The organism is Microcoleus sp. B4-C1, from assembly GCF_036705285.1.
Classification (GTDB): domain Bacteria; phylum Cyanobacteriota; class Cyanobacteriia; order Cyanobacteriales; family Microcoleaceae; genus Microcoleus.
This window is the reverse complement of sequence record NZ_JAUBUC010000052.1, coordinates 17843-39812: the sequence shown is the minus strand read 5'-3', so window position 1 is coordinate 39812 and position 21970 is coordinate 17843. Positions and strand designations below refer to the sequence as shown.

Annotated in this window: 17 protein-coding genes; 13 read left to right on the top strand and 4 right to left on the bottom strand. The window is 47.6% G+C overall.

The window, feature by feature from the left end; genetic code table 11:
• The first annotated feature begins 17 nt into the window (after positions 1–17).
• The 5 genes from QUB26_RS20105 (at position 18) to rpmA (ending at position 2666) form a co-directional block, all read left to right on the top strand.
• Positions 18–389 (top strand): c-type cytochrome, encoded by a 372-nt coding sequence (locus QUB26_RS20105; RefSeq protein ID WP_333244842.1) that lies wholly within the window; start codon positions 18–20, stop codon positions 387–389.
• A gap of 256 nt (positions 390–645) precedes the next feature.
• Positions 646–1143 (top strand): DUF3122 domain-containing protein, encoded by a 498-nt coding sequence (locus QUB26_RS20100; RefSeq protein ID WP_333244839.1) that lies wholly within the window; start codon positions 646–648, stop codon positions 1141–1143.
• A gap of 324 nt (positions 1144–1467) precedes the next feature.
• Positions 1468–1683: a hypothetical protein gene (locus QUB26_RS20095; protein ID WP_015176895.1), complete on the top strand. Its 216-nt coding sequence runs from the start codon at positions 1468–1470 to the stop codon at positions 1681–1683.
• 263 nt (positions 1684–1946) lie between these two features.
• Entirely contained in the window at positions 1947–2339 is a 393-nt protein-coding gene (gene rplU, locus QUB26_RS20090) for a 50S ribosomal protein L21 (RefSeq protein WP_333036112.1), read from the top strand.
• A 27-nt stretch (positions 2340–2366) separates the two neighbouring features.
• On the top strand, positions 2367–2666 hold the full coding sequence (gene rpmA, locus QUB26_RS20085; RefSeq protein WP_190738131.1) for a 50S ribosomal protein L27: 300 nt from the start codon (positions 2367–2369) through the stop codon (positions 2664–2666).
• Positions 2667–2875: 209 nt separating this feature from the next.
• On the opposite strand, the gene thiS is transcribed toward rpmA, so the two are convergent.
• On the bottom strand, positions 2876–3088 hold the full coding sequence (thiS, locus tag QUB26_RS20080) for a sulfur carrier protein ThiS (protein WP_333292772.1): 213 nt from the start codon (positions 3086–3088) through the stop codon (positions 2876–2878).
• A 97-nt stretch (positions 3089–3185) separates the two neighbouring features.
• The gene (locus tag QUB26_RS20075) at positions 3186–4268 is read right to left on the bottom strand and encodes a thiamine phosphate synthase (RefSeq protein WP_333292770.1); all 1083 of its coding nucleotides are present in this window, start codon (positions 4266–4268) and stop codon (positions 3186–3188) included.
• 360 nt (positions 4269–4628) lie between these two features.
• On the opposite strand from QUB26_RS20075, the gene QUB26_RS20070 reads away from it, so the two are divergent.
• The gene (locus tag QUB26_RS20070; RefSeq protein WP_333319375.1) at positions 4629–6506 is read left to right on the top strand and encodes a DUF1565 domain-containing protein; all 1878 of its coding nucleotides are present in this window, start codon (positions 4629–4631) and stop codon (positions 6504–6506) included.
• 776 nt (positions 6507–7282) lie between these two features.
• Here the strand turns inward: QUB26_RS20070 and QUB26_RS20065 are convergent.
• Positions 7283–7960 carry a peptidoglycan-binding protein gene (locus QUB26_RS20065; RefSeq protein WP_333292766.1) on the bottom strand — a complete coding sequence of 226 codons (678 nt, stop codon included), beginning with the start codon at positions 7958–7960 and terminating at the stop codon, positions 7283–7285.
• A gap of 497 nt (positions 7961–8457) precedes the next feature.
• Here QUB26_RS20065 and QUB26_RS20060 point away from each other — a divergent pair, with 497 nt between their 5' ends.
• The 4 genes from QUB26_RS20060 to QUB26_RS20045 all read left to right on the top strand — a co-directional run bounded on the left by QUB26_RS20060 (position 8458) and on the right by QUB26_RS20045 (position 15910).
• Positions 8458–9669, top strand: coding sequence for a transposase (locus QUB26_RS20060; RefSeq protein ID WP_333319373.1), 1212 nt, complete (start codon positions 8458–8460; stop codon positions 9667–9669).
• A 102-nt stretch (positions 9670–9771) separates the two neighbouring features.
• Complete coding sequence (locus QUB26_RS20055; protein WP_333319371.1) at positions 9772–11691, top strand: SdrD B-like domain-containing protein; 1920 nt, start codon at positions 9772–9774, stop codon at positions 11689–11691.
• A gap of 545 nt (positions 11692–12236) precedes the next feature.
• On the top strand, positions 12237–14651 hold the full coding sequence (locus QUB26_RS20050; RefSeq protein ID WP_333319369.1) for an SdrD B-like domain-containing protein: 2415 nt from the start codon (positions 12237–12239) through the stop codon (positions 14649–14651).
• A gap of 398 nt (positions 14652–15049) precedes the next feature.
• Positions 15050–15910: an SDR family oxidoreductase gene (locus QUB26_RS20045; RefSeq protein WP_333244827.1), complete on the top strand. Its 861-nt coding sequence runs from the start codon at positions 15050–15052 to the stop codon at positions 15908–15910.
• A gap of 423 nt (positions 15911–16333) precedes the next feature.
• Here QUB26_RS20045 and QUB26_RS20040 read toward each other — a convergent pair whose 3' ends face one another.
• Positions 16334–17362 (bottom strand): hemerythrin domain-containing protein, encoded by a 1029-nt coding sequence (locus tag QUB26_RS20040; RefSeq protein WP_333319367.1) that lies wholly within the window; start codon positions 17360–17362, stop codon positions 16334–16336.
• Positions 17363–17694: 332 nt separating this feature from the next.
• Between QUB26_RS20040 and QUB26_RS20035 the strand changes: the two genes are divergently transcribed.
• The 3 genes from QUB26_RS20035 (at position 17695) to QUB26_RS20025 (ending at position 21573) form a co-directional block, all read left to right on the top strand.
• On the top strand, positions 17695–18960 hold the full coding sequence (locus QUB26_RS20035) for a pitrilysin family protein (RefSeq protein WP_333244819.1): 1266 nt from the start codon (positions 17695–17697) through the stop codon (positions 18958–18960).
• Positions 18961–19386: 426 nt separating this feature from the next.
• The gene (locus tag QUB26_RS20030) at positions 19387–20655 is read left to right on the top strand and encodes a pitrilysin family protein (RefSeq protein ID WP_333244816.1); all 1269 of its coding nucleotides are present in this window, start codon (positions 19387–19389) and stop codon (positions 20653–20655) included.
• Positions 20656–20946: 291 nt separating this feature from the next.
• Entirely contained in the window at positions 20947–21573 is a 627-nt protein-coding gene (locus QUB26_RS20025) for a Uma2 family endonuclease (RefSeq protein ID WP_333244813.1), read from the top strand.
• Positions 21574–21970: the final 397 nt, after the last annotated feature.

The window sequence follows — 21970 nt, the reverse complement described above, 5'->3', positions numbered from 1 at the left end:
TTTTAATTTGCAAATAAATGATTTCGCTAAATAAGTTAAAAAAAATCTTCACCGCCTGTCTATTGATACTGACACTGGGATTTGTAGACATCGCCACTAATTCCCAAATGGCGATCGCAGATACAACTACAAATACCACAACCGCAGCCGAAGTCTTCAGCGCCAACTGTGCAGGCTGTCACATCAACGGCGGCAACATTATCAGGCGCGGCAAAAACTTGAAACAAAAAGCATTAAAAAAATACGGCATGGATTCCATCGCCAACATTTCCAATTTAGTAACCAACGGCAAAGGTATTATGCCCGCTTACAAAGATCGTTTGTCGGAACAACAAATTATCGATGTTTCAGCTTACGTGCTATCCCAAGCCGAAACCGATTGGAAATAGCACATCGGTTGATTATTTAGGACTTACGCAATCGTGTCTCATCAACCCGGTTCCTTCCTGTAGTACAAAGAAACCGGGTTTCTTCAACAGGATCAGTAATGATGCGAGAACTGTAAAGAAACCCGGTTTCTGGGGTGTACGTCATAAACCTCGAATAGGCTGTATTATTATGCAGAATTCCTATCAATAGAAAGTCGGCGTTTTTTTAGGCTTTATTGTATGGTAAAATAAAGGGAAATTATCGGAGGATGGAAAGTTGAGAATACATTATTGGCGTCAAGCTTTAACTATTATTAGCTTGTGTTTGTATCTAATCTTAGCTGTCAGCCCGCCCGCTTTGGCTTCGATTCACAAATATCCCGAAACTGCTGAGACAGTAATGTTCCGATCCGTACAAAGCCTCCGCGATACTGATGACAAAGCGTGGCAAGTTGTTTTGTACAAGCGAGTAAAATCGGGAGTAGTAAAGTCTTTAAATCTGAGATTGGTAGGATTTCCCGGAACAGAATTACAGCACCCGGTTCCGCTGAAAGTTGCGGCGGGGAAGCGCGAAATTGGCAAGGCTAATGATATTTGGAAAGAGTCGGATTTGCCAATTAATGTCGGAGAATACGATTTTAAATCAATAATTGCACAATTGGAAAGCAATCGACCTTTGCTGTTGAATTTTCCCGTGAAAAATCAAAAAGGAACAGAATTGCTGGTTCCTCCTTTTGCTGTGAGAGAATGGCGGCTGTTGTCTGACAAAAACTAAAGATACCAATTTAAGCGCACTCTACATTTAAAAGCCATACAATTTCCCATGTCACAAATCGCTATGTTTAAATATGCCTTAAGGTAGATTTAACGTATTTGAAGAATAATGTGGTCTGGCAAAAACTAAAGATACCAATTTAATAGCACTCTACATTTAAAATCGCTACGATTTCATCAATGTATCAAAAATAACTTTATTTACATAGACCTTAAGGTAGATTTAACCTATTTTAAGGGTAATTATGAAACAAACTAAAAACTGAGTTAGTCAGGTGACAAAACTTCAGTGTTTTAACGTAGGTGTATTCAGGGTAAATCTACTATGACTTTAATCAGTAAAATTGTCCGAAAAGCTTTGGCAACAGGTTACTTAACGGTTGAGGCCGAAGAACAGTTGCGACAGCAGTTGCAGATGACCAAGTATGGTTTAGAAGATTTTGAGGCTTTTATTAATTTGCAGAAAGAGGTTATGGAGGGTAGGGTGAAACAGCAAGCTTTGGAATTGTTACGATCGCGCAAATGTTCTGCGACTGCTTGAATCGAGATCGATCGCCCTTTTGGAGAAATGGGATAAAAAGGTTACAGCATCTTCTATTTTTATCCCTAATTAGAAATTTCCGGGGCGATCGAACTTGACAAAAACACCCTAGTCAGCAATAATTGTAGATTGTCTGTCTAAATCCGGCTCGGATCAGGTTAAGACATTCCAAAAGCTGGAGAGCAGTCAGCAGTCAAAAGTCCACAACGACCAATGACCAATGACTCATCAGCTACCTGTACGGCAATCTCAACAACCATCCCATGACTTACGCAATCATTGAAACCGGCGGCAAACAATTTCGGGTAGAACCAGGCCGCTTCTACGACATCGAACTGCTTCACGTTGAAGCTGAATCCAAAGTCACCATAGACAAAGTATTTCTGATCCAGCACGAAGGCGAGGTTCATATCGGCCAGCCTCTACTAGAAAATGCCACTGTAGAAGGAACGGTTCTCCGGCATTTCCGGGGCCGCAAAGTCCTCGTCTACAAGATGAAGCCGAAAAAGAAAACTCGGAAGAAAAAAGGGCACCGTCAAGAAACAACTCGCTTTATGATTGACTCCATCAGCGTCAACGGTACAGTCTTGGCCGCCAGAGACTTAACTCAAGCAGTTGTTGAAACTCCCCAAACCGCCGAAACTGATTCAGAATAAAAAATAGTAAATACAGTTGAGGATATTATGGCCCACAAGAAAGGTACAGGCAGTACACGTAACGGACGCGACTCTAATTCTCAGCGTCTGGGTGTCAAAAAGTACGGCGGTCAAGTTGTCAAAGCTGGCAACATTTTGATCCGTCAACGCGGCACTAAAGTTCACCCTGGTAATAATGTTGGTATCGGCAGAGATGATACTCTGTTTGCCATGATTGACGGTGTGGTGACTTTTGAAAGAAAAGGCAAAACTCGCAAGAAAGTCAGCATTTATCCTGTTGTAGCAGCACCTGTGGCTGAACCCGTGGCTGAAGCTGTAGCAGTTTAATTCCTCGTTCGTAGGTTCGGCCGATTCCTGATCAATTAAGGTAGAACCGATAGTCCGACAGTCCGACAGGGGTTGAAACCCCTGCCTCAAAGCTAAAGTCCTCTGAAGAGGACTGAAGAACTCATTAGTCCTCTTGAGAGGACTTTCGCTATTAGCCAGGGAATTCATTCCCTGGCGGACTAGAGGCTTAATTTGTCACTAATTTGTGGCTAGCCTCCTCCGACAATTGTGACAACTTCTAAGATGTCGCCCTCTTGCATCTTTGTAGTTTCCCAAAATTGTTTGTGCAGAATTTCCCCGTTGTACTCCACAGCCACCAAACGGGGGTTTAATCCCAATTGTTCTAGTAATTCTGGTAACGGTGTGTCGATCGCACAATTGCGGGTTTCTCCGTTAACTTGCAGCGCAATTTGATTTATCATAAGTAAAATATCAGTTTTCAGGGCGGGTTTGGTAACAAAATTATATTTTATGCACAGATTTCCTGTGCTAAACCCGCCCTACAAATCCCCAATCAACCTAGCTTTTTCCGTGCAAAGCTTTTTGAGCTTTGAGATTCTGCATGCGAATCAACTGCGAGATGAAAAACTGCGTGACTAAAGTAGGCTGTTCTGCTTCCATAATCGCGCGTACTATGGCAACCCTTTGAGCTCCGGCATTCAATACTTCATCAAGGTTGTTGATATCAATTCCGCCGATCGCAAACCACGGAATCGGTGACTTAGTAGCAGCATACCGCACATAATCCAAACCCGCCGCCTGTTTATCAGGTTTAGTAGGAGTGGAGTAAACCGGCCCAACTCCAATATAGTCGGCTCCCGCATCAACCGCTCGCTGCATTTCCTCGCCATTCGTAGTCGAACAACCGATGATCCGTCCCGGGCCGAGCAACTTGCGCGCTTCCGCCACAGGCAAATCTTGCTGTCCTAAGTGTACGCCGTCAGCATCCGCTGCGATCGCAAAATCCACGCGATCGTTCACAATCAGCAAAGCATCGTAGCGGTGACAAAGTTCGCAAAGCTTACGCGCGTTAGCCAGCTTTACCCCGTCGTCTGAGGTTTTGTCGCGGTACTGCACCAAAGTCAGTCCCCCTTGCAAAGCAGCTTCCACGACTCCCATCAAATTGTCTCTGGGCGAAGTTACAAGGTATAACTGCGATCGAAGTAACTGCTGGTAGCGCCGGTAAGCCAGCAAATCGCTTTCGAGAGTATAAACCCGATAGCGCATCTGCTTAAAAGCCGCCCCCATATTCCGATCGTAAATTTTGCCATACTCTTCGAGTACCCGCAGAGCTTCTTCCACCCGACAGAAATTCGCCTCCAGTAGCTGCTGAATGCTCGAACGCTGCTCTTCCTGCGGGTGAGTCAACTCCGTACCCGGATCAGCGGGCGTATCCCTAGCACTGCGAAGTTCTGCGACGTGCCAAGCAGCCAATTCTTGACGCAGTTGCTTGCACTCCCCAGCTAAATCCGCGCTGTTGAGACCAAACCTGCACCATTCTTCAATAATTCTCAACCCTTCGCGCGATCGATCTAAATTTGCATCTAAAATCCGGCAGAGGGCTGGCTGTGCCGGTAAAGTTCTGTTTTGTTTGTCGGTCATTCACAACCACCCTAATTATAATTAATTTTACCAGTCAAACCGCTACATTGTCCCACGCTGTCATTCGATTTTAGATTTTAGATTTTGGATTTTGGATTGACCCCACGGATAAATTCGGGGGCTTGAGGATTTTAGATTTGAGATGCTTTCGATTGATTCCACGGATGGAGACGGGGGCTTGTACCATCAAGAAATTCTTGGTCAAGATCGTAGCAAAGCGATCGGCCTAATTTTTACCTCAACCGATTTAATTTAGACAAATTTTTAAGTTTTATTGAATTTGAGAAAAACGAAGCATAATAGATCAAACTTGATGAGAGTGAAATCGTTAAGCTGCATACCACACTTGGGAGGAGAGCCGTGAGGTTAGCAGAACAACACAAAAGATTAAGGGAGAACAACCCAAGCAGGCGGGCGTCTTTAAATTTCGATCGCGAAAACCCGACACGAAACACCGGAGGCGAAACTCGGATCACAGATAAGTTGCGTTTTTTTATGCTGATTTACTTACAACAGACCTGGTGCAAAGAAAAGCGATCGCAAAAATCTTGTTTAAGTTCTTGCCTTCTGCTCGTTTTTGCGATGACCGCCCTTGGCAACCATCAACCGTCAGTTATCGCTGCCGGGATACCCGGAGTGCAGCTACTTTCTCAGACCCTAGAGAGCGAGATTAACATACTGTACGTCAGCTCCACGGGCGGCAGCGACACAGGAGGCAACGGCAGCGATCGAGCTCCGTTCAAAACCCTTACCTACGCCTTAAGCGTGGCCCCGCCCAAAACAGCGATTTTGCTAGCGCCCGGTACTTACAGCGAGCAAACCGGCGAAAAATTTCCATTAATGCTCAGGCCCAGCGTGACAGTTCAGGGAAATCCCAACACTCGCGGTCAGAATATTGTCATCAAAGGCGGAGGATACTTTATCAGTCCGACTTCGGCGGGTCAAAATATTGCGATTTTAGGCGCAGATGGGGCGGGACTCAGCGGGGTGACGGTGACGAATACCAACTCTCGCGGTTACGCTTTGTGGATCGAATCGAGTTCTCCGACAGTTGTCAACAATACTTTTTCTGGGAGCACTCACGACGGAATTTCGGTAGTGGGTACTTCCAGGCCGACGATTGGCGGGAATGTTTTCTCGAAAAATGGAGCTAACGGCATTACTATTTTTGGCAGTTCCCAGCCGGAAGTTCGAGATAATGTGTTTGAAAACACGGGATTTGGGGTAAATGTAGCGCAGAACGCTTCGCCTCTGCTGATTGGGAACAAAATTACTCGCAATAAGGACGGCGTAGTGGTGCAAGCTAATGCTAGACCGGTGCTGCGTAACAATTATATCGAGAGTAATCGGCGGGACGGAATTGTGGCGATATCGAGTTCTCTGCCGGATTTGGGAACAGCAGCCGAACCAGGGGGCAATGTCATTCGCAACAACGGCCAGTACGATGTGAACAATGCGGCCAAAGGTCAAGTAATCCCAGCTTACGGCAATCAATTGTCGAGCAGCCGGACGACGGGATCGGTTGATGTGGCGGGAACTTTTACCCCTGCGCCAATGGGGGGAAGTGCTTTGCAGCGTATAGCCGATCGACCTCCCAGCATCGGTGGCCCCGACACTTCTCTCCCTGTTTACACTCCTGGGCGACTAAGCCCCAGAGTTGAAAGAGCGCCACTTCCTCCGCCTGCGCCCGTTTCCCGGCGACCGGTGCAAAATCGACCCGCACCGCGAAGCGCCCAGTTGCGCCAAGAGCTTTCTGGGAGGAATGTCGGTGCTTCATCGGTAGTCCCAGGGACAATCGCAATTCCTGTGCCCGATCCGAATTATCGATCTGTTTCGGAAATTTCGGTACAGCAATCAATGATTCCTCCCAATTTTGATAGTTCGAGTTCGGTTTCTTCCGAGGGTAGATTGCCGGTTCCGGGCCGCAACATTCCTATCGGAAGGGGCGGTTATGTACCTGCACCTTTAGGGGGGAATTCTTGGCCCGATGCCGCGGATAATTCGCCCTCATTCGATCGAGCCAGAGCTTTGGGTTTCCGGTATCGAGTTGTGGTGGATGCCAACAGTTGGGGCGATCGACAAAAAATGCAATCCCTCGTTCCCGGTGCTTTTCGCTCTTTTTCCAGCGGACGACCGGTGATCCAAGCCGGTGCTTTTCGGGAACGCGAAAAAGCTGAGGAATTGCTAGAAATGCTCAGCGCTAACGGTTTGAATGCTCAAATTGAAGAAATTAAATAGTTATTGGGCATTGGGAATTGGGCATTGGGAATTGGGCATTGGGCATTGGGAATTGGGCATTGGGAATATCCTTTCCGGCTAAGCTGTTCGGCATTTAAAGGAGGTTAACCAATAACCAATAACCAATAACCAACAACAAAATTTTAGGGCCTAGCATATCGGATGCCAGACCCTAAAAACTTTGTAAATTAAGTTGATTCAAGTGGGATTTTAGCTCTACTGAGTTTCAGCAAACTACAACTAAGGTGGACTTTTTTGCAACTACTCTGGAGACGAGCTAGCTATCAGCGGAGTCTATTCAGACTTCTGTGTTTGACTGTGCGATCGCAACTTTTGATTCATGCAATAGCCTCAAGCTATCTAACCAATACGAATCGCAATATCAACCTTTCTTTGCTAATAAGCTACACGGTTCAGGCGTTGCCTGCGGACTAGAGCCGATCGGGACAAATACTCTAATTCCAAATTTTTTATCCAAGTTTTTTGTGCTTCTTGGTTTTGCCCCTCATGTTTTTAAGTTAACACCAACTCCGCGCATAAAAACACTTTGTTTACCAAACTTGACACTTTTTGATGTGATGAAATACTTCCCAAATCGATTATTAACAATTTGTAAAATTAGTAGGTCGCACAATGTGCAGTTTGCTAATAAAATCTCGACTTTGGGGATATCAGAAACCGGGTTTTTTTACCAAAATACGGCGTTACATCCAGAGTTATAGGTAAAAAACCCGGTTTCTTGAGTCTTGCTGCGTCCAAGACTGTACACCTTGCTGTCAACGCAGCAGAGCTTCCCAAGTTGCGCGACCGACAATGCCGTCTGCTGGCAATTGGTATTGTCGCTGAGCCGCCTTGACAGCAGCTTGAGTTTCCGGGCCGAAAACGCCGTCAGCACTCACCCGCAAAAATCCCTTGGCCCGCAGTCGCTCTTGCAAATCTCTGACTGCCGCCCCCCGCATTCGTCTTCTCAAAACTGGAAAATTGGTTGGCTGCGCTTCGGGGCTAATCTCTGAGTTGTCGCCAGTTACAGGATCGTTGGCGATCGGGTTTTCGATCGCGCTCGGAGTCGCAGGAAACAGCCGATTCCAAGTATCTTGACCGACTATGGCGTCGGGAGCCAAGCCTGCTGCTTCCTGGAACTGAGACACAGCTCTAGCGGTGCTTTGTGAGAAAATCCCGTCTACAGTGCCAGTATAAAAGCCCAACAATTGAAGAGCAGCTTGGAGTTCGATCACTTCCGACCCTCGGCTGCCCAATTTGAGCGTGGGGCGGACGATCGCACCTGTTTGAGCGATCCGGCTGTTGCTGTTAACTTGTTCGGAGGTAGGTAGCTGTGCGACAGCAGGAGTAGGGGCGATCGAGCCTATTGCCAATAAACCGCACAAACTCCAGCCAAAGAGCAAACTCGGAACCTCGCGGGCGTCATTCCAGCTTGCTGTCAAGTTTTGGGACATTGGGAATTCGACCTCTGCAAAACTGGTAGCGATCGTACATCAAATCTGGAAAAAATTGGGAATTTCGGCAACGAGCAATCTACGGGATGTAACCGATGGATGTTAAGCCAATAAGTCAAGCGTGAAGTTCGGCAACGCATTGGCAAGGGAGAATTTAACGGATGGATGTTAAGCCAACAAGTCAAGCGTGAAGATTTTTCCCAATCTCCCCCTCTCCCCCTCTCCCAATCTCCCCCTCTCCCCATCTTCCCCTCTCCCAATCTCCCCCTCTCCCCATCTCCCCTTCCCTTTCCTAAAAAAAATTTATAAATAATATCCTGAAAACCCCGCGACTTTAGTCCGGGGATGAAAGGGGCAAGGAGGCTTTAGCCTCCCAGTCTATTTTCTTAGATTTCAGGATGGCGCTGTAGAGTAAAGCTATGTAAATCTTTGTGAACCCTCAGAGTAAGGTTAAGCCAATGCTGCTAGCATAAGACTATCGTGATCAGGTCGAAGTCATGTTAGTTTTCGAGTTCAAAGCATACGGTAAAAAGCAGCAATTTGACGCTGTAAACGAAGCAATTAGAACGGTGCAGTTCATCCGAAACAAAGCATTGCGGTTTTGGATGGAAAACGAAAATGTCGATAAATACGCATTGAACAAGTATAGCGCTGTTTTAGCTAAGGAATGGACGTTTTGCGATGACTTGAATAGCATGGCTCGACAATCTAGCTCAGAAAGAGCGTGGTCGGCGATCTCCCGATTCTACGACAACTGTAAAAAGAAAGTCCCAGGAAAAAAAGGATTCCCGCAATTCCAGAAAGACAACCGATCCGTCGAGTACAAGACTACGGGATGGCGCTTGGCAGACGACCGAAAATCCATCACTTTTACCGACAAGCAAGGAATCGGGAAGCTCAAATTAAAAGGAACACGCGACTTACATTTCTATCAGCGTAGTCAAATTAAGCGAGTACGTTTGGTGAGACGGGCAGACGGATATTATGTCCAGTTTTGCATTAAAGTTAACCGTTCTGAAAAGACTGAAGTCACAGGTAACGCCATCGGGTTAGACGTAGGAATTAAAGAGTTCTACACAGACTCAAATGGGGTTGCAATTGAGAACCCGCGTTTCCTCCGCAAGGGAGAACGCAGGTTGAAAAAATCCCAAAGACGAGTCTCAAAGCGAGTCAAGGGTTCACAAAACAGAAAAAAAGCTAGAGCGATTCTAGGGAAGCGCCACCTCAAAATAAGTAGACAGCGTAAAGATTTTGCCGTGAAGTTAGCAAGATGCGTCATCCAGTCTAACGACTGTGTAGCCTACGAAGACTTGAGGATCAAAAATATGGTGAAGAATCACTCTTTAGCAAAATCGATTAACGACGCATCTTGGTATATGTTCCGAATTTGGTTGGAGTATTTCGGCAAAGTATTCGGAAGAATTACGATTGCCGTACCAGCTAACGGAACAAGTCAAGAATGCTCTAGCTGCGGAACAATTGTTAAGAAAAGTCTATCAACACGAACCCACGCTTGTCGGTGTGGATGCGTATTAGATCGTGACTGGAACGCAGCTAAAAACATCCTAAGTCGGGGATTAAGTACGACGGGGCACGTCGGAACTAGGATCAGAGATCCGAACGCTTGTGGAGAATTGACCGCTACCGATGTTGAAGTAATTCTGCATCGGCAAGTTGATTCTGCGAATCAAGAATCCCCTCGGCTTTAGCCAGGGGAGTGTCAACCCCTGAAATAGCTGCAATTGGCAAAAAAACTGCTAGATTGCCCTACAGAAAACATTGAACCGCGTTCATTGGGCCCCAGCAACACCATGTCCGAATTCAGAACCGCCAGCCAAATAGACATCGGCAACGTCAACATCGGGAACTTCCAAGTCGGCAGCATCAGCGGCACTAAATACAACGATTTTAACGCCAACGGCCTCCCAGATCCCGGAGAAGTCCCCATTCCCAACTGGCAAATCTACCTCGACCTCAACAACAACGGCCAGCTTGAGTTTAACGAACCTTCCACCCTCACAAACCCGCAAGGCAACTACATCTTCGCCAACCTGCCACCGGGCACTTACCAAGTTAGGGAAGTCCAGCAGCCGAACTTTCGCCAAACTACCCCAAATCCCGCACCCATCACAATTACCAGTGGCACAAACGCTGGCAATATCAATTTTGGCAACAACTTCAACGCAGGGACGATCGCAGGCACAAAATTCAACGACATCAACAACAACAGCAGCCGAGATCCTGGGGAACAAGGGCTAGCTAACTGGCAAATTTACCTCGACCTCAACCGCAACAACAGGCTAGACGGCGACGAACCTTTTACCTTTACAAACGTTGAAGGCAATTACGCTTTTGTCAATATTCCCGCAGATACATATTTGGTGAGAGAAGTCCAGCAACCGGGTTTTCTTCAAACCACGCCTGACCCCGGCCCGGTTAACGTTACTTCCAACGCCACTGTCAACAACATCAATTTTGGCAATGTCTTTTTTGTCGGCAGCATCAGCGGTGTCAAGTTCAACGACCTCAATGCCAACAGCGTCCGAGATGCGACAGACCCGCCTCTGACCAACTGGCAAATTTACCTCGACCTCAACGGCAACGGCAGCTTTGATCCGGGCGAACCCAACACCATCACCAACCCGCAAGGGAACTACACTTTTGCCAATGTTTCTCCCGGCAGATATTTGGTCAGGGAAATCCAGCAACCAGGATGGGTACAGACTACGCCAAATCAAGGCCCGATCGACATCACCGGCAATACCAACGCTGTCGGCGTCAATTTCGGCAACAATTTTCCTACCGGCAGCATCAGCGGCTTCAAGTTCAACGACCTCAACGCTAACGGCATCAACGAACCGACGGAACCGAGAGTTGCCAACTGGCCGATTTACCTTGATTTCAACAACAACGGCAGTTTAGATCCGGGCGAACCTTCGACTTTAACAAACCCCGAAGGTAATTTCTCTTTTATCAATTTGCCTCCAGGAACCTATGTCGTGAGGGAAGTCCCGCAGCCCGGTTTTCAACAAACCACGCCAAATCCGACTCCGATTACCGTGGGTAACGGCACAAATGCCACTAATCTCAGCTTTGGTAACGTGTTGGTGACTGGCACGATCAGCGGTGTGAAATTTAACGATTTTAACGCCAACGGCCGCCTAGATCCTGGGGAACCGCCGATCGCCAATACTCAAATTTACATCGACCTCAACAACAACAGCAGTTTAGATCCGGGTGAAGCGAGTACCTTAAGCGACCTTCAGGGCAATTACAGTTTCCGCAATGTTCCGGTAGGTAGTTATGTTGTCAGGGAAGTTCCGCCCCCCGGTTTTATTCAAACGACTCCGCCTGCTGTGGTTGTTGTCTCGGCAGAGATTCGGGCCAGCAGCATCGATTTGGTAACGGGAGAGGCTGAGGGTAGGGCGGTTAAATCCTGGAAGGGCGACCCGCTGACGGATGCCAACAGCTATACCGGACCCGAACCTGCAGGTAATATGAGGGCCGATAGCTTGCTTTTGAGCCAGGGTCATGATAGTTATCAAAATAGTAAATTTTTGAGTGATGGATTTTTTGCAAATTTAGGCAATATTCCTAACTTTGGGCAACAGAATTTAGGTCTAGAACCTAATGCACAAATTGGTAATTTTGTCAATAAAAATGAATTAAATAATGGGGCGATCGCTCACTCGTTTGTGCAGATGGGCGCGAGAGATTTCTCGGTTATGTAGGGTGACACAAAAGTCGATCGCCCCACATCCCAAACCGCAGATAAAAATTAGGAAGAGGTTAAAGGGCGATCGCGTGATACCCTATTGTTGGCAACCTCCAACGCATAGCCAGAGTTCCGGGAAGCCCAAAGCTGGCTTGTATATGAGGAGCAAGATTCAGAGGTAGTATCATACCTGTTTTTAGGAATTATCAGACAATTCCCCAAGTGCGATCGCCCTCGTGGCATGGTCGCTCAATTCACCGAGGTTCAGTGAATCTTAACGTTGTTCCAGCTCTAAACAGCAAGTGTCCACGGGCAGAAAAACTCAGGGCGCAAATCTTGAAGATATTGCGCTCAAATTGCCACAGCTATTCAAAACCTGATATAATCTCGTGCGACAAAGCTGGAGTAAGCCTGATGTTAGATGAGGAACCTTCGAGCAACGTAGACGTATGTATGATTGAGTAGCGATCGTCAGTCGCTAGCAGCAGCTAACTGCTGATTGACAAAGTGATACAGTAGCCTGTAGCTTACGTAGATTTAGGTGTGAAGGAAAAGAAAATCATGGCAGAAGAAAGAATAGCTAGTCAGGTACTTCCTGTATTACCCCAAATAGTGCTACCGCCAACCATCAATTTTGGCAACGCTCCTGCGGGTATCCAGGGTACCAAGTTCAATGACCTCAACGGCAACGGCATTCGAGAACCGGGCGAACCGGGACTGCGCGATGTCCAAATCTTTATTGACACCAATAACAACACCACTGTCGATCCAGGTGAACCCTCGACGCTGACAAACGCCAGCGGAAACTTCGTATTTCCAGGCTTGCTTCCAGGCACCTATACAGTCAGGGAAATCTCGCCACCCAGATTCACCCCGACAACTCCCAACCCAGTCGTCGTCACCCTCGCGGGAACTAATGCCACAGTGTTGTTCGGCAATGCTCCCATCGAGGGCGGTCAGATTATTGGCTGCAAATACCTCGACGTAGACAACGACGGCTTTCGAGACGGGAGTGAACCCCCGATGGAAAACGTCAGAATCTATATCGATGCCAACAACAACGGTCAGCTAGATGCAGGGGAACGCACTACCTTAACCGATAGAAACGGCGAGTTCCGATTCACTGATTTGCCGGCTGGGCAGTACCGGATTCGGGAAGAGCGCGCCAACGGGCCGGGAACTGAACCGTTAGAAAGAGATTTTCCCCAAAGCACCCCCCCCGGTAGCACCCCCCTGCTTGACGTGAACCTCGGCCCTGGCGAAATCTGGGCCTGCGCTCAAGTAGGCAACACTCCCCTGTACGAAATCCCGATCTTCAAATTCCGGGACGACAATGCCAACGGCATACAAGATGGAGGCGAAGTTCCCCTCTCAGGCATCCCGTTCATCCTCGATTTGAACCGGAACGGCAGGACAGACGCGGGCGAACCGCAGGTGTTCACTGGCCCTGATGGTAGGGCTACCTTCAGAGATTTGAAAGCTGGCAGTTACTCGGTATTGGAAACCTTTGAAACATTCATACCCAACCAGCCGCCAATTAACACTACCCAGAACCCGGTAGAAGTTACAGCCCCAGGCGCCCTATCGCGGCAGCAGGGAACACTGCCTTTCATAGTCGCAGATGATAGTGTTCCAGGCGGCCAGCGGATCGTTGCGGCGAACTTCCCGCCCCCCTTCCCGCCGGTCAACCCCGAACCCGCAGTCTTCTTCACCCCGATTTTGGTAAATCCAGGTAGCGGTGCTGTCGGGAATACGCGCCCTAACATCACGGTCTTCAAATACAACGATCAGAACGCTAATGGTCGTTACGAACCGGCCAACACTCTACAGGAAGTGGGCATTCCCGGCATCACGGTGTACCTTGACGCCAACGACAACGGCGCCCTCGACACAGGGGAACAGTCGCTAGTAACTGATGCCAACGGGCGCGGTGCTTTCACCAACCTGGAACCGGGCAATTATGTGGTTCGGGAAGTGCCGCAAGCTGGTTTTAGTCCAACTACTCCGGATCGGGTGCAGTTCAACCTCAGCACTCAAGATGCCAACGTTGTCTTTGGCAACACCCCCAACAGCCGCATCACTGGGTGCAAATTCCAAGACTTGAACGGCAACGGCTACCGAGACGGCTTTGAAACGCCGATCGCAGGAGTCACAATCTTCCTCGACACCAACGGTAACGACGCCCTCGATGCCGGAGAAGCAAGTACCGTCAGCGATCAGTTCGGTCGCTGGGAGTTTGGCAATTTGACCCCTGGTATTTACCGAGTCCGGGAAGTGGTGCCTTCCAATTCTTTCCAAACTACTCAACCACTGGACATCGTTCTGGGCGCCAACCAAACGTTTACTTGTGCTTTGGTGGGCAACGGCCAGTTCTTTAACTTGATAGTTCCCAAATTCCGGGACGACAACCGCAACGGCGTGCAAGATCAGGGTGAGCCTCCTTTGGAGGGCATCCCGTTCACTTTGGATTTGAACCGGAACGGCCGCTACGATGCTGCTACCGAGCCTCTGGTAAGGAGTGATGCGACTGGTACTGCCCTGTTCACCAATTTAGCTCCGGGCAACTACTCGGTATTGGAAGTTTTCAACGATCCGAATGTTCCCAACCAGTTCCCGATTCCGACCGGGCCTAACCCTGTTACGTTCTCTGTGCCGGGGCCAAATACTTTTGTAACGCCGATCGGTGTGTCGGCGCCAATACCGACGGAACAAGGAATAGCTATTCGGAGCATCGATCCGCTGACTGGCGACACGGGTGTGATTGATACTCCAGATAGTCTGACTAACGTCAGTGGCTCAGTCGCTCCACAAGTCAGCTTTGACAACTCGATCGTACTTGAGAATGCTGGTGCGGCTAATATTATTGGCAAGAAGTTGGAAGAGGGGGCACAGGCTGCGATCCTACCGTTTTTAGCAGCTCAGCGTGATGAATCATTGTTCGTCGGTGCTCCTGAGCCTACGAATTTGCTGTTTTAATCTTAAGTTAGGTTTCTAGTTCGAGACTCAGCAATTAGCAACTAGCTTCTTTAAAAAGCACGTCAAATGATGTTTTGACGTGCTTTTTGCTGTTTTGACAATAATTAGAGGCTCGCGGGGCGGGTTTATCGATTTCTTTAATTACCGGAAATATTTTTCGTGAAACCCGCCTCTACAACAAATATATCCCGATGCTCGTAGGGGCGCGTTTTACCGACAATCTTTGAGGAAAACTCACAATTTATATAAACCAGCCCGCCACAATCATGGGCTCGGCTGACGGGTTTATTTATCTCTTTAATTACTGTCTTTAGTCGTAGAGGGCGATCGGCAAAAAGAACGATGTCCTACCTCCAGAAAACCTTTATCTATGAAGGTAGAACGTAGAGGAATTTTTTATGCCAACCGAACAGAAGATTAATCCGCCTCAACATCAAGAACAGCAACCCGGTATTGAATCCCAAATGACTCCGCAACCTCAATCCTTCGCGGAGGGATATCGCGGTAGCGACAAATTGCGGGACAAAGTAGCCTTAATTACCGGTGGAGACAGCGGTATCGGGCGTGCAGTGGCTCTTGCATTTGCCAAGGAAGGCGCTAACGTGGTCATCAGCTATCTTAACGAAGATGATGATGCCAAAAAGACCAAAGAGGCGATCGAACAACAAGGCCGACGCTGTATGGCGATCGCCGGCGACATCGGTGATGAAAGCCTCTGTCAAAACCTTGTAGAACAAACAGTTAAAGAATTTGGTAGCCTCGATATCCTCGTCAACAACGCCGCCGAACAGCATCCCCAAGAAAGCATCGAAAACATCACCGCCGAACAATTAGAGCGCACCTTCCGCACCAACATTTTCTCAATGTTTTACCTCACAAAAGCCGCTCTCAAACACCTCAAAGAAGGAAGTGCAATTATCAACACTACCTCTGTCACCGCCTACAAAGGCAACCAACAATTGTTAGATTACTCCTCCACAAAAGGAGCAATTGTTGCCTTTACTCGCTCTTTGTCTCAAAGTTTAGCTGAGAAAGGAATTCGCGTCAACGGAGTCGCCCCCGGCCCGATTTGGACGCCTCTAATTCCTGCAACTTTCCCTGAAGAAAAAGTGGAGAAATTTGGTGCAGACACGGCCTTGGGACGCGCCGGTCAACCCGATGAAGTTGCCCCCAGTTACGTATTTTTAGCTTCAAAAGATTCGTCTTACATGACTGGTCAAATTTTGCATCCCAACGGCGGTTCTGTGATTAACGGCTAGAAATAATAGATACCCGTAGGGACACTCCAAGAGCCCATTAGTGTCAACTTAACGTCAAACCCTTTCAGAGACTGCTGTTTGACTATTAAGCCTAGATCCCCCCTAGCCCCCCTTAAGAAGGGGGGGACAAGAGTGCAGTCAAAGTCAACCCCTACTCCCCTTCTTAAGGGGGATTTAGGGGGATCTAGACTTGGCATAAAACCCATATTTCTCAAGGGTTTTAGTCTTAAGTTGACACCAATGGGCACGGCGCCGTGTCCCTACTGTATCTACTTCATAAACCTGCGATACGCTGTATATTGAACATTTGTGATTTTAGATATTAGATAAAACAGTAATCCCGCCACGTTGGTAGCGGGATTGATAGGTTGCAGTTTAGCTAGTTTTTAGCTCAGCTAGAGCTACAATTAGCTCGCTGCTAAATTATTTCAGGTTAGCCATTTCTTGCTGCATTGTGCTTTTGGCTGCTTTGAATTGAGTAGCCATTTGTTCCATTTGCGCTTCGCTCAAGTTGCGGCGAATTTGAGCGAACATATCGCTTTCTTCTTCTTTAACGTGCTCCTGAACTGCTGTTTGGAGCTGTTTGATTTGGGCTTTGAAATCAGAAGAACTGGGGTTCATTGACTTAATCTTGGCGAGCATTTGCTTCATTTCTGCTTGCTCGTTGTACAGTTCTTGAGTGTTGCTGTAGTAGCTGCGAATTGCTGGGTAAACAATTTGTTCTTCTGCTTCTGCGTGGACGCTTAAATCTTTGTACAACTGACCGAAGAATTCTTGCAGTTTTTTCGGATCGTCGGTGCTTGCGATTTCCATAAAGAGGGTATCGGCTTTCCGGTGATCCATGGTGAGGATTTCGGTGATGTTCATCTCATCTTTGCTGCGGGTAACTGCACCGCCGATGATGCCGGTCATGGCGGCCATTGCATCTTGTACGCGGGCCCAAACGCCTTGGTCGGGGTCTTTGCCGGTCAGTTCGCGCACGCCTAAAATTTCGAGAACTCCTTTGAGTTGTTCTTGGTGAGCGCGGTTCTCAAAGTTAACTGTATTGAGCGGGGTAATGGCAGCTTCGATGTCGGCGCCGACTACTTGAGCAGCTTTGTGAATTAATAAGCCAGCCATTGTTTGTTTGTGTTTGAGCAGTTCGTGCTGAGCGACTTTTTCAAACATGGTGAGTTCAGAACCTTGCATGAGTTTCTGAACTTCTTCAATCATTTTTGTGCTGGTTTCTTTGGGCTCGGCTTGAATGCCGTATTGCACGATCGTAGTTTCTAATACGCCCAAGTTTTTGCGATCGTCTTCGAGCATATCCCGGAAGCGCTGGGCTAGTTCGGAGTCGTTACAGGAATTGATGAATAATTGCTCGTTGGCGATCAACAGGTTTTGCAGCGCTTTCATGTCTGCTAATTTAGTTGCGATCGCTTGGCGCTTGGTATCTTCTAAGGTAGCTACCATCTGTCGTTTCTCCTCTCAATGTCTTTAGTGTTCTTACATCTCTTAATTTATTGAAATATTCTGATAACATCCTCTTTCTCCCGACTGATTCATTAATATCCCGCGCAACCTATTGACTTTTGAGCAAAAAAATGGTAATTAATTAAGGCTAAGGTCGTTTTAAAAAAAATCAAAAATTACCCTTAATAACAACTGACAACAGTCAACTGACAAGGGCCAACTGACAAGGGCCAACTGACAACTGACTTTTGTATCAATTAATCCCGATCGCATAGCTGGAAGGCGCTACCATAGTTGCAGCCGAAGTTAACTAAAGTTTAAGAATAACTAGCTTGTCTCAACTGCTCACTGCTTTAGAGTTCCCAGCCAATGTCTGGAAGCTGAATAATGGGTTAACGGTCATTCACCAGCGGATTTCGGCCACACCGGTGGTCGCGCTAGACGTGTGGGTGAGGGCTGGCGCTACGCTGGAGCCGGATTCTTGGTCTGGAATGGCTCATTTTCTAGAACACATGATATTTAAAGGGACGGATTCGATCGCCCCTGGAGAATTTGACCAGGTAATCGAAAATCGGGGCGGTGTCGCCAATGCAGCTACAAGTCACGACTACGCCCATTTTTTCGTCAACGCTGCGGCCGATTATTTAGCAGAAACAGCGCAGCCGCTGGCAGAATTGCTGCTGCGGGCTTCGATTCCGGATCAGGAATTCGATCGCGAGCGAGATGTGGTGCTAGAAGAAATCCGTCAAGCTCAAGACAATCCCGATTGGCTGGGTTTCCAAGCCATGATGGAAACAGTTTATCAGCGTCATCCCTACAGGCGATCGGTATTGGGAACCGAAGAGTTGCTGATGTCGCGAACTCCCCACGAAATGCGCTGTTTCCATCGATCGCACTATCAGCCGGAAAATATGACAGTGGTGGTAGTCGGGGGAATTGATGAACAACAGGCCAGAGATGTTACGGGGAAAGCTTTTGAGCAGTTTTCCGATCGGTGGGATTGTCCCAAATTTACCGCAGAGGCGGAACCGCCACTGATAGAAATTCGCCGTCAGGAACTCTGTCTCCCGCGATTGGAACAAGCGCGGCTGATGATGGCGTGGACGGGGCCGGGAGTTGAACACTTGCAAAGTGCTTGCGGCTTGGATTTGCTGTCGGTGTTGCTCGCAGACGGGCGGACTTCGCGTTTAGTCAGGGAACTGCGGGAAGAATTACAATTGGTAGAGGCGATCGACAGCACTTTCTCGTTGCAACGGGAATCGAGCTTATTTACTATCAGTGCAGTCTTGGACGCAAAGGATGTCGAACAGGTGGAATCTCGGATTTGCGATCGACTTTGGGAATTGCAGTCTGAGCCAGTTTCCGAGGTAGAATTGCTCCGGTGTAAGCGTTTGCTGTGCAACGATTTTGCTTTCTCGCTCGAAACGCCGGGACAGCTAGCCGGTCTTTACGGATATTACAATACGATCGCCACTGCGGAAGTAGCGCTTAGCTATCCCACCAGAATTCAATCATTTGGGCCATTAGACCTCCAGCGCCTAGCTCAACAATATCTATCTCCTCGACGGTATACGGCCGTGGTACTCAAACCAATCTAATTGGTAAATCGGTGAATATAAATATCTTTTATACCAGATAGAGGTTCGGCGTTTGTCCGGGGTTCTCTGTGCTTGTGGCGCACCGTACCGAATAGAGGTTCGGCGTTTGTCCAGGGTTCTTTGTGCTTGTGGCGCACCTTAAAGGATAGATATTGTTACATTTAGGAATGAGAATTAAATAACTTACAGTCTTGAAAGTGGGGTGTCCCGCCCGCCCTTTTTGGACGGGCGGGACGCCCATCCCACAATAACAATTAAAATTGTAAGTTATTTAATTCGCGATCCTTCGATGTTGTGCGTCAAACCCTTCCCGGTATGACATCATACAATATGCAAATGGAAAATAGAAAAATGGCAATAGAGTAATTACCAATTATCCATTACCTATTCCCAATTACCCATTCCCAATTACTAAGTAAATTAATCATGAAAAATGAAGTACAGCGCACGGTTTTAGACAACGGTATTGTTGTCTTAGCAGCAGAAAATCCAGCAGCAGATATTATTGCAGCTAGGATATTCCTGCGGGCCGGTAGTCGCTACGTGCAGCCGGAACAAGCAGGATTGTGTCACTTGCTGTCGGCGGTAATGACTAAGGGAACCGATCGACTGTCTTCGCTGGAAATTGCCGAGCGTGTAGAATCGGTGGGAGCGAGGTTGAGTGCCGACTCTACTACAGACTATTTTTTAGTGAGTTTGAAGACGGTTTCTGCGGATTTTGAGGAGATTTTGGAGTTAGCGGCGCAATTGACGCGATCGCCCACTTTCCCGGAAGCTGAAGTCGAACTCGAACGCCGCATTGCCATATCAGCAATTCGATCGCAACAAGAACAGCCATTTGCGATCGCATTCGAGCAATTGCGGCACTCGATGTACAAGGAACACCCCTATGCTTTCTCTCCCTTGGGCACGGAAGCTACTATGTCAAAGCTCACTAGAAACGAGCTCGAAGAGTTCCACAAAACCTATTTCCGTCCCGATAATGTAGTTATTTCTGTAGCCGGCAGAATATCGACCGAAGATGCGATCGCCCTGATCGATCAAACTTTTGGCTCCTGGAAAGCGCCTTTAACACCCCTGCCAACTTTAACCGTCCCCCCCCTATCACCCTCCCCTCAATCGGTCGTTACCGCGCAAGATACGCAGCAATCAGTGATTATGCTGGGCTACCTCGCACCCTCTGTCAAAAATCCAGACTACGCAGCGATTAAATTGCTGAATACTTATTTGGGTAACGGTTTGTCGAGCCGGTTGTTTGTGGAATTGCGGGAAAAGCGGGGCTTGGCTTACGACGTTTCTGCGCTGTACGCGACGCGCTTGGACACGGCTCAGTTTGTGGTGTACATGGGTACGGCGCCGGAAAATACAACGACTGCTTTTGAAGGATTGCGCGCCGAAGTCGATCGGCTCGCCAACACCGAACTAAGCGACGAAGAATTGCAAGCTTGCAAGAATAAAATGCTCGGTCAATATGCTTTAGGAAAACAAACCAATTCGCAAATTGCCCAAGTTTTAGGCTGGTATGAAATTTTGGGATTGGGAATTAAATTTGACCAGCAATTTCAAGAAGAAATTGCACAGGTGACAGCTTCACAAGCGCGGGATGCTGCTAAGAAATATTTTGTAGAACCATATATTTCTTTGGTGGGCCCGGAGGCAGCGATTACACAGTTGGTGGTGGCGGCTGTTTGTTGAGTAGGAAATTGGCGATCGAACTTTTCAAAAGTTCGATCGATGCGATCGTCCGCTATTTCTAGGAATGTAAAATGAATGTTTCGCGTTGCGGCGTAAGAGATGAAAATGGGGCATAGGGCATAGGGCATAGGGTAATGGGGCATCGGTAACGGTTTGATCCGTCACACATCGCGTATTCAATCTGATAGACATCTCCCATAATTCTTGTGGAACAGGCATCCTGCCTGTTCAAAACAGGCTTTTTAGGAGATGTCTGATATACTAAAAGAATTGATTGGGCTAAGTTGAGCTATGACCATTGCGATCGACCAACCAATACAACAGAAGCCACTCAGCTTTGACGAGTTTATCGCCCGTTATGGTGGCGATAACCGCTATGAACTGATCGATGGAGAAGTATTCGACTTGGAACCAACAGGCCCTCATGAGCAGGTTGCAGCCTTCATTAACACAAAAATTTGTGTCCAGATCGACGGAACAGGCTTACCTTGGTTTGTCCTTCAGCGGGGACTATTGCGCCCTTCAAATATTGGTATGACAGCATTTCGACCTGATGTTGCAGTTGTCGATCGAGATGAACTTACCAAAGAACTGTTTTGGTCTGACGAGTCGATCCTGACACTGGGCACTTCGATTAAATTTGTGGCAGAAGTTGTTAGTAGCAACTGGCAAAATGATTATTCCCGTAAGGTCGAAGACTACGCAGTTTTAGGTATTCCTGAATATTGGATTGCAGACTACGCAGGATTAGGTGGTACTCAACACATTGGGAAGCCCAAACAACCCACCCTCTCTATCTGCACTTTAGTGAATGGGGAATATCAAATTCAGCAGATTCGGGGCAATCAGACCATCGTCTCTCTAACTTTCCCAGATTTAAAACTGACTGCTGAACAGGTGTTGATGGCTGGCAGGTAAAATCACTACAACACGTAGGATATATTAGGATATATTCTTCAGATAAAGGTAGGTTTAGCCACAAGGTTTGAGTAGACAGTTCGCGATCAATCTAATTCCTATGCAACGTAGGGTTATGCTGAGTGCTGAGTTTTATTATTCTCTATATATTGGCGTAAAACGTTATTAATTAAAGTTTTATACTGTGAGTCTTGAGCCTCACACCACTGCTTCACATCTGGATCGAGCTGAACTAAGGATCGCGAATTAAATAACTTACAATTTTAATTGTTATTGTGGGATGGGCGTCCCGCCCGTCCAAAAAAGACGGGCGGGACGCCCATCCCACTTTCAAGAGTGGAAGTTATTTAATTCTCATTCCTTATTATCCGAAGATACCTGCGCTACAACCGAAAAA

What these genes read in the sequence shown, in the direction of transcription:
- QUB26_RS20105 (WP_333244842.1), top strand. Translation starts at nt 18, where the DNA reads ATGATTTCGCTAAATAAGTTAAAAAAAATCTTCACCGCCTGTCTATTG.
- QUB26_RS20095 (WP_015176895.1), top strand. Translation starts at nt 1,468, where the DNA reads ATGACTTTAATCAGTAAAATTGTCCGAAAAGCTTTGGCAACAGGTTAC.
- rplU (WP_333036112.1), top strand. Translation starts at nt 1,947, where the DNA reads ATGACTTACGCAATCATTGAAACCGGCGGCAAACAATTTCGGGTAGAA.
- rpmA (WP_190738131.1), top strand. Translation starts at nt 2,367, where the DNA reads ATGGCCCACAAGAAAGGTACAGGCAGTACACGTAACGGACGCGACTCT.
- thiS (WP_333292772.1), bottom strand. Translation starts at nt 3,088, where the DNA reads ATGATAAATCAAATTGCGCTGCAAGTTAACGGAGAAACCCGCAATTGT.
- QUB26_RS20075 (WP_333292770.1), bottom strand. Translation starts at nt 4,268, where the DNA reads ATGACCGACAAACAAAACAGAACTTTACCGGCACAGCCAGCCCTCTGC.
- QUB26_RS20065 (WP_333292766.1), bottom strand. Translation starts at nt 7,960, where the DNA reads ATGTCCCAAAACTTGACAGCAAGCTGGAATGACGCCCGCGAGGTTCCG.
- QUB26_RS20060 (WP_333319373.1), top strand. Translation starts at nt 8,458, where the DNA reads ATGTTAGTTTTCGAGTTCAAAGCATACGGTAAAAAGCAGCAATTTGAC.
- QUB26_RS20055 (WP_333319371.1), top strand. Translation starts at nt 9,772, where the DNA reads ATGTCCGAATTCAGAACCGCCAGCCAAATAGACATCGGCAACGTCAAC.
- QUB26_RS20050 (WP_333319369.1), top strand. Translation starts at nt 12,237, where the DNA reads ATGGCAGAAGAAAGAATAGCTAGTCAGGTACTTCCTGTATTACCCCAA.
- QUB26_RS20045 (WP_333244827.1), top strand. Translation starts at nt 15,050, where the DNA reads ATGCCAACCGAACAGAAGATTAATCCGCCTCAACATCAAGAACAGCAA.
- QUB26_RS20040 (WP_333319367.1), bottom strand. Translation starts at nt 17,362, where the DNA reads ATGGTAGCTACCTTAGAAGATACCAAGCGCCAAGCGATCGCAACTAAA.
- QUB26_RS20030 (WP_333244816.1), top strand. Translation starts at nt 19,387, where the DNA reads ATGAAAAATGAAGTACAGCGCACGGTTTTAGACAACGGTATTGTTGTC.
- QUB26_RS20025 (WP_333244813.1), top strand. Translation starts at nt 20,947, where the DNA reads ATGACCATTGCGATCGACCAACCAATACAACAGAAGCCACTCAGCTTT.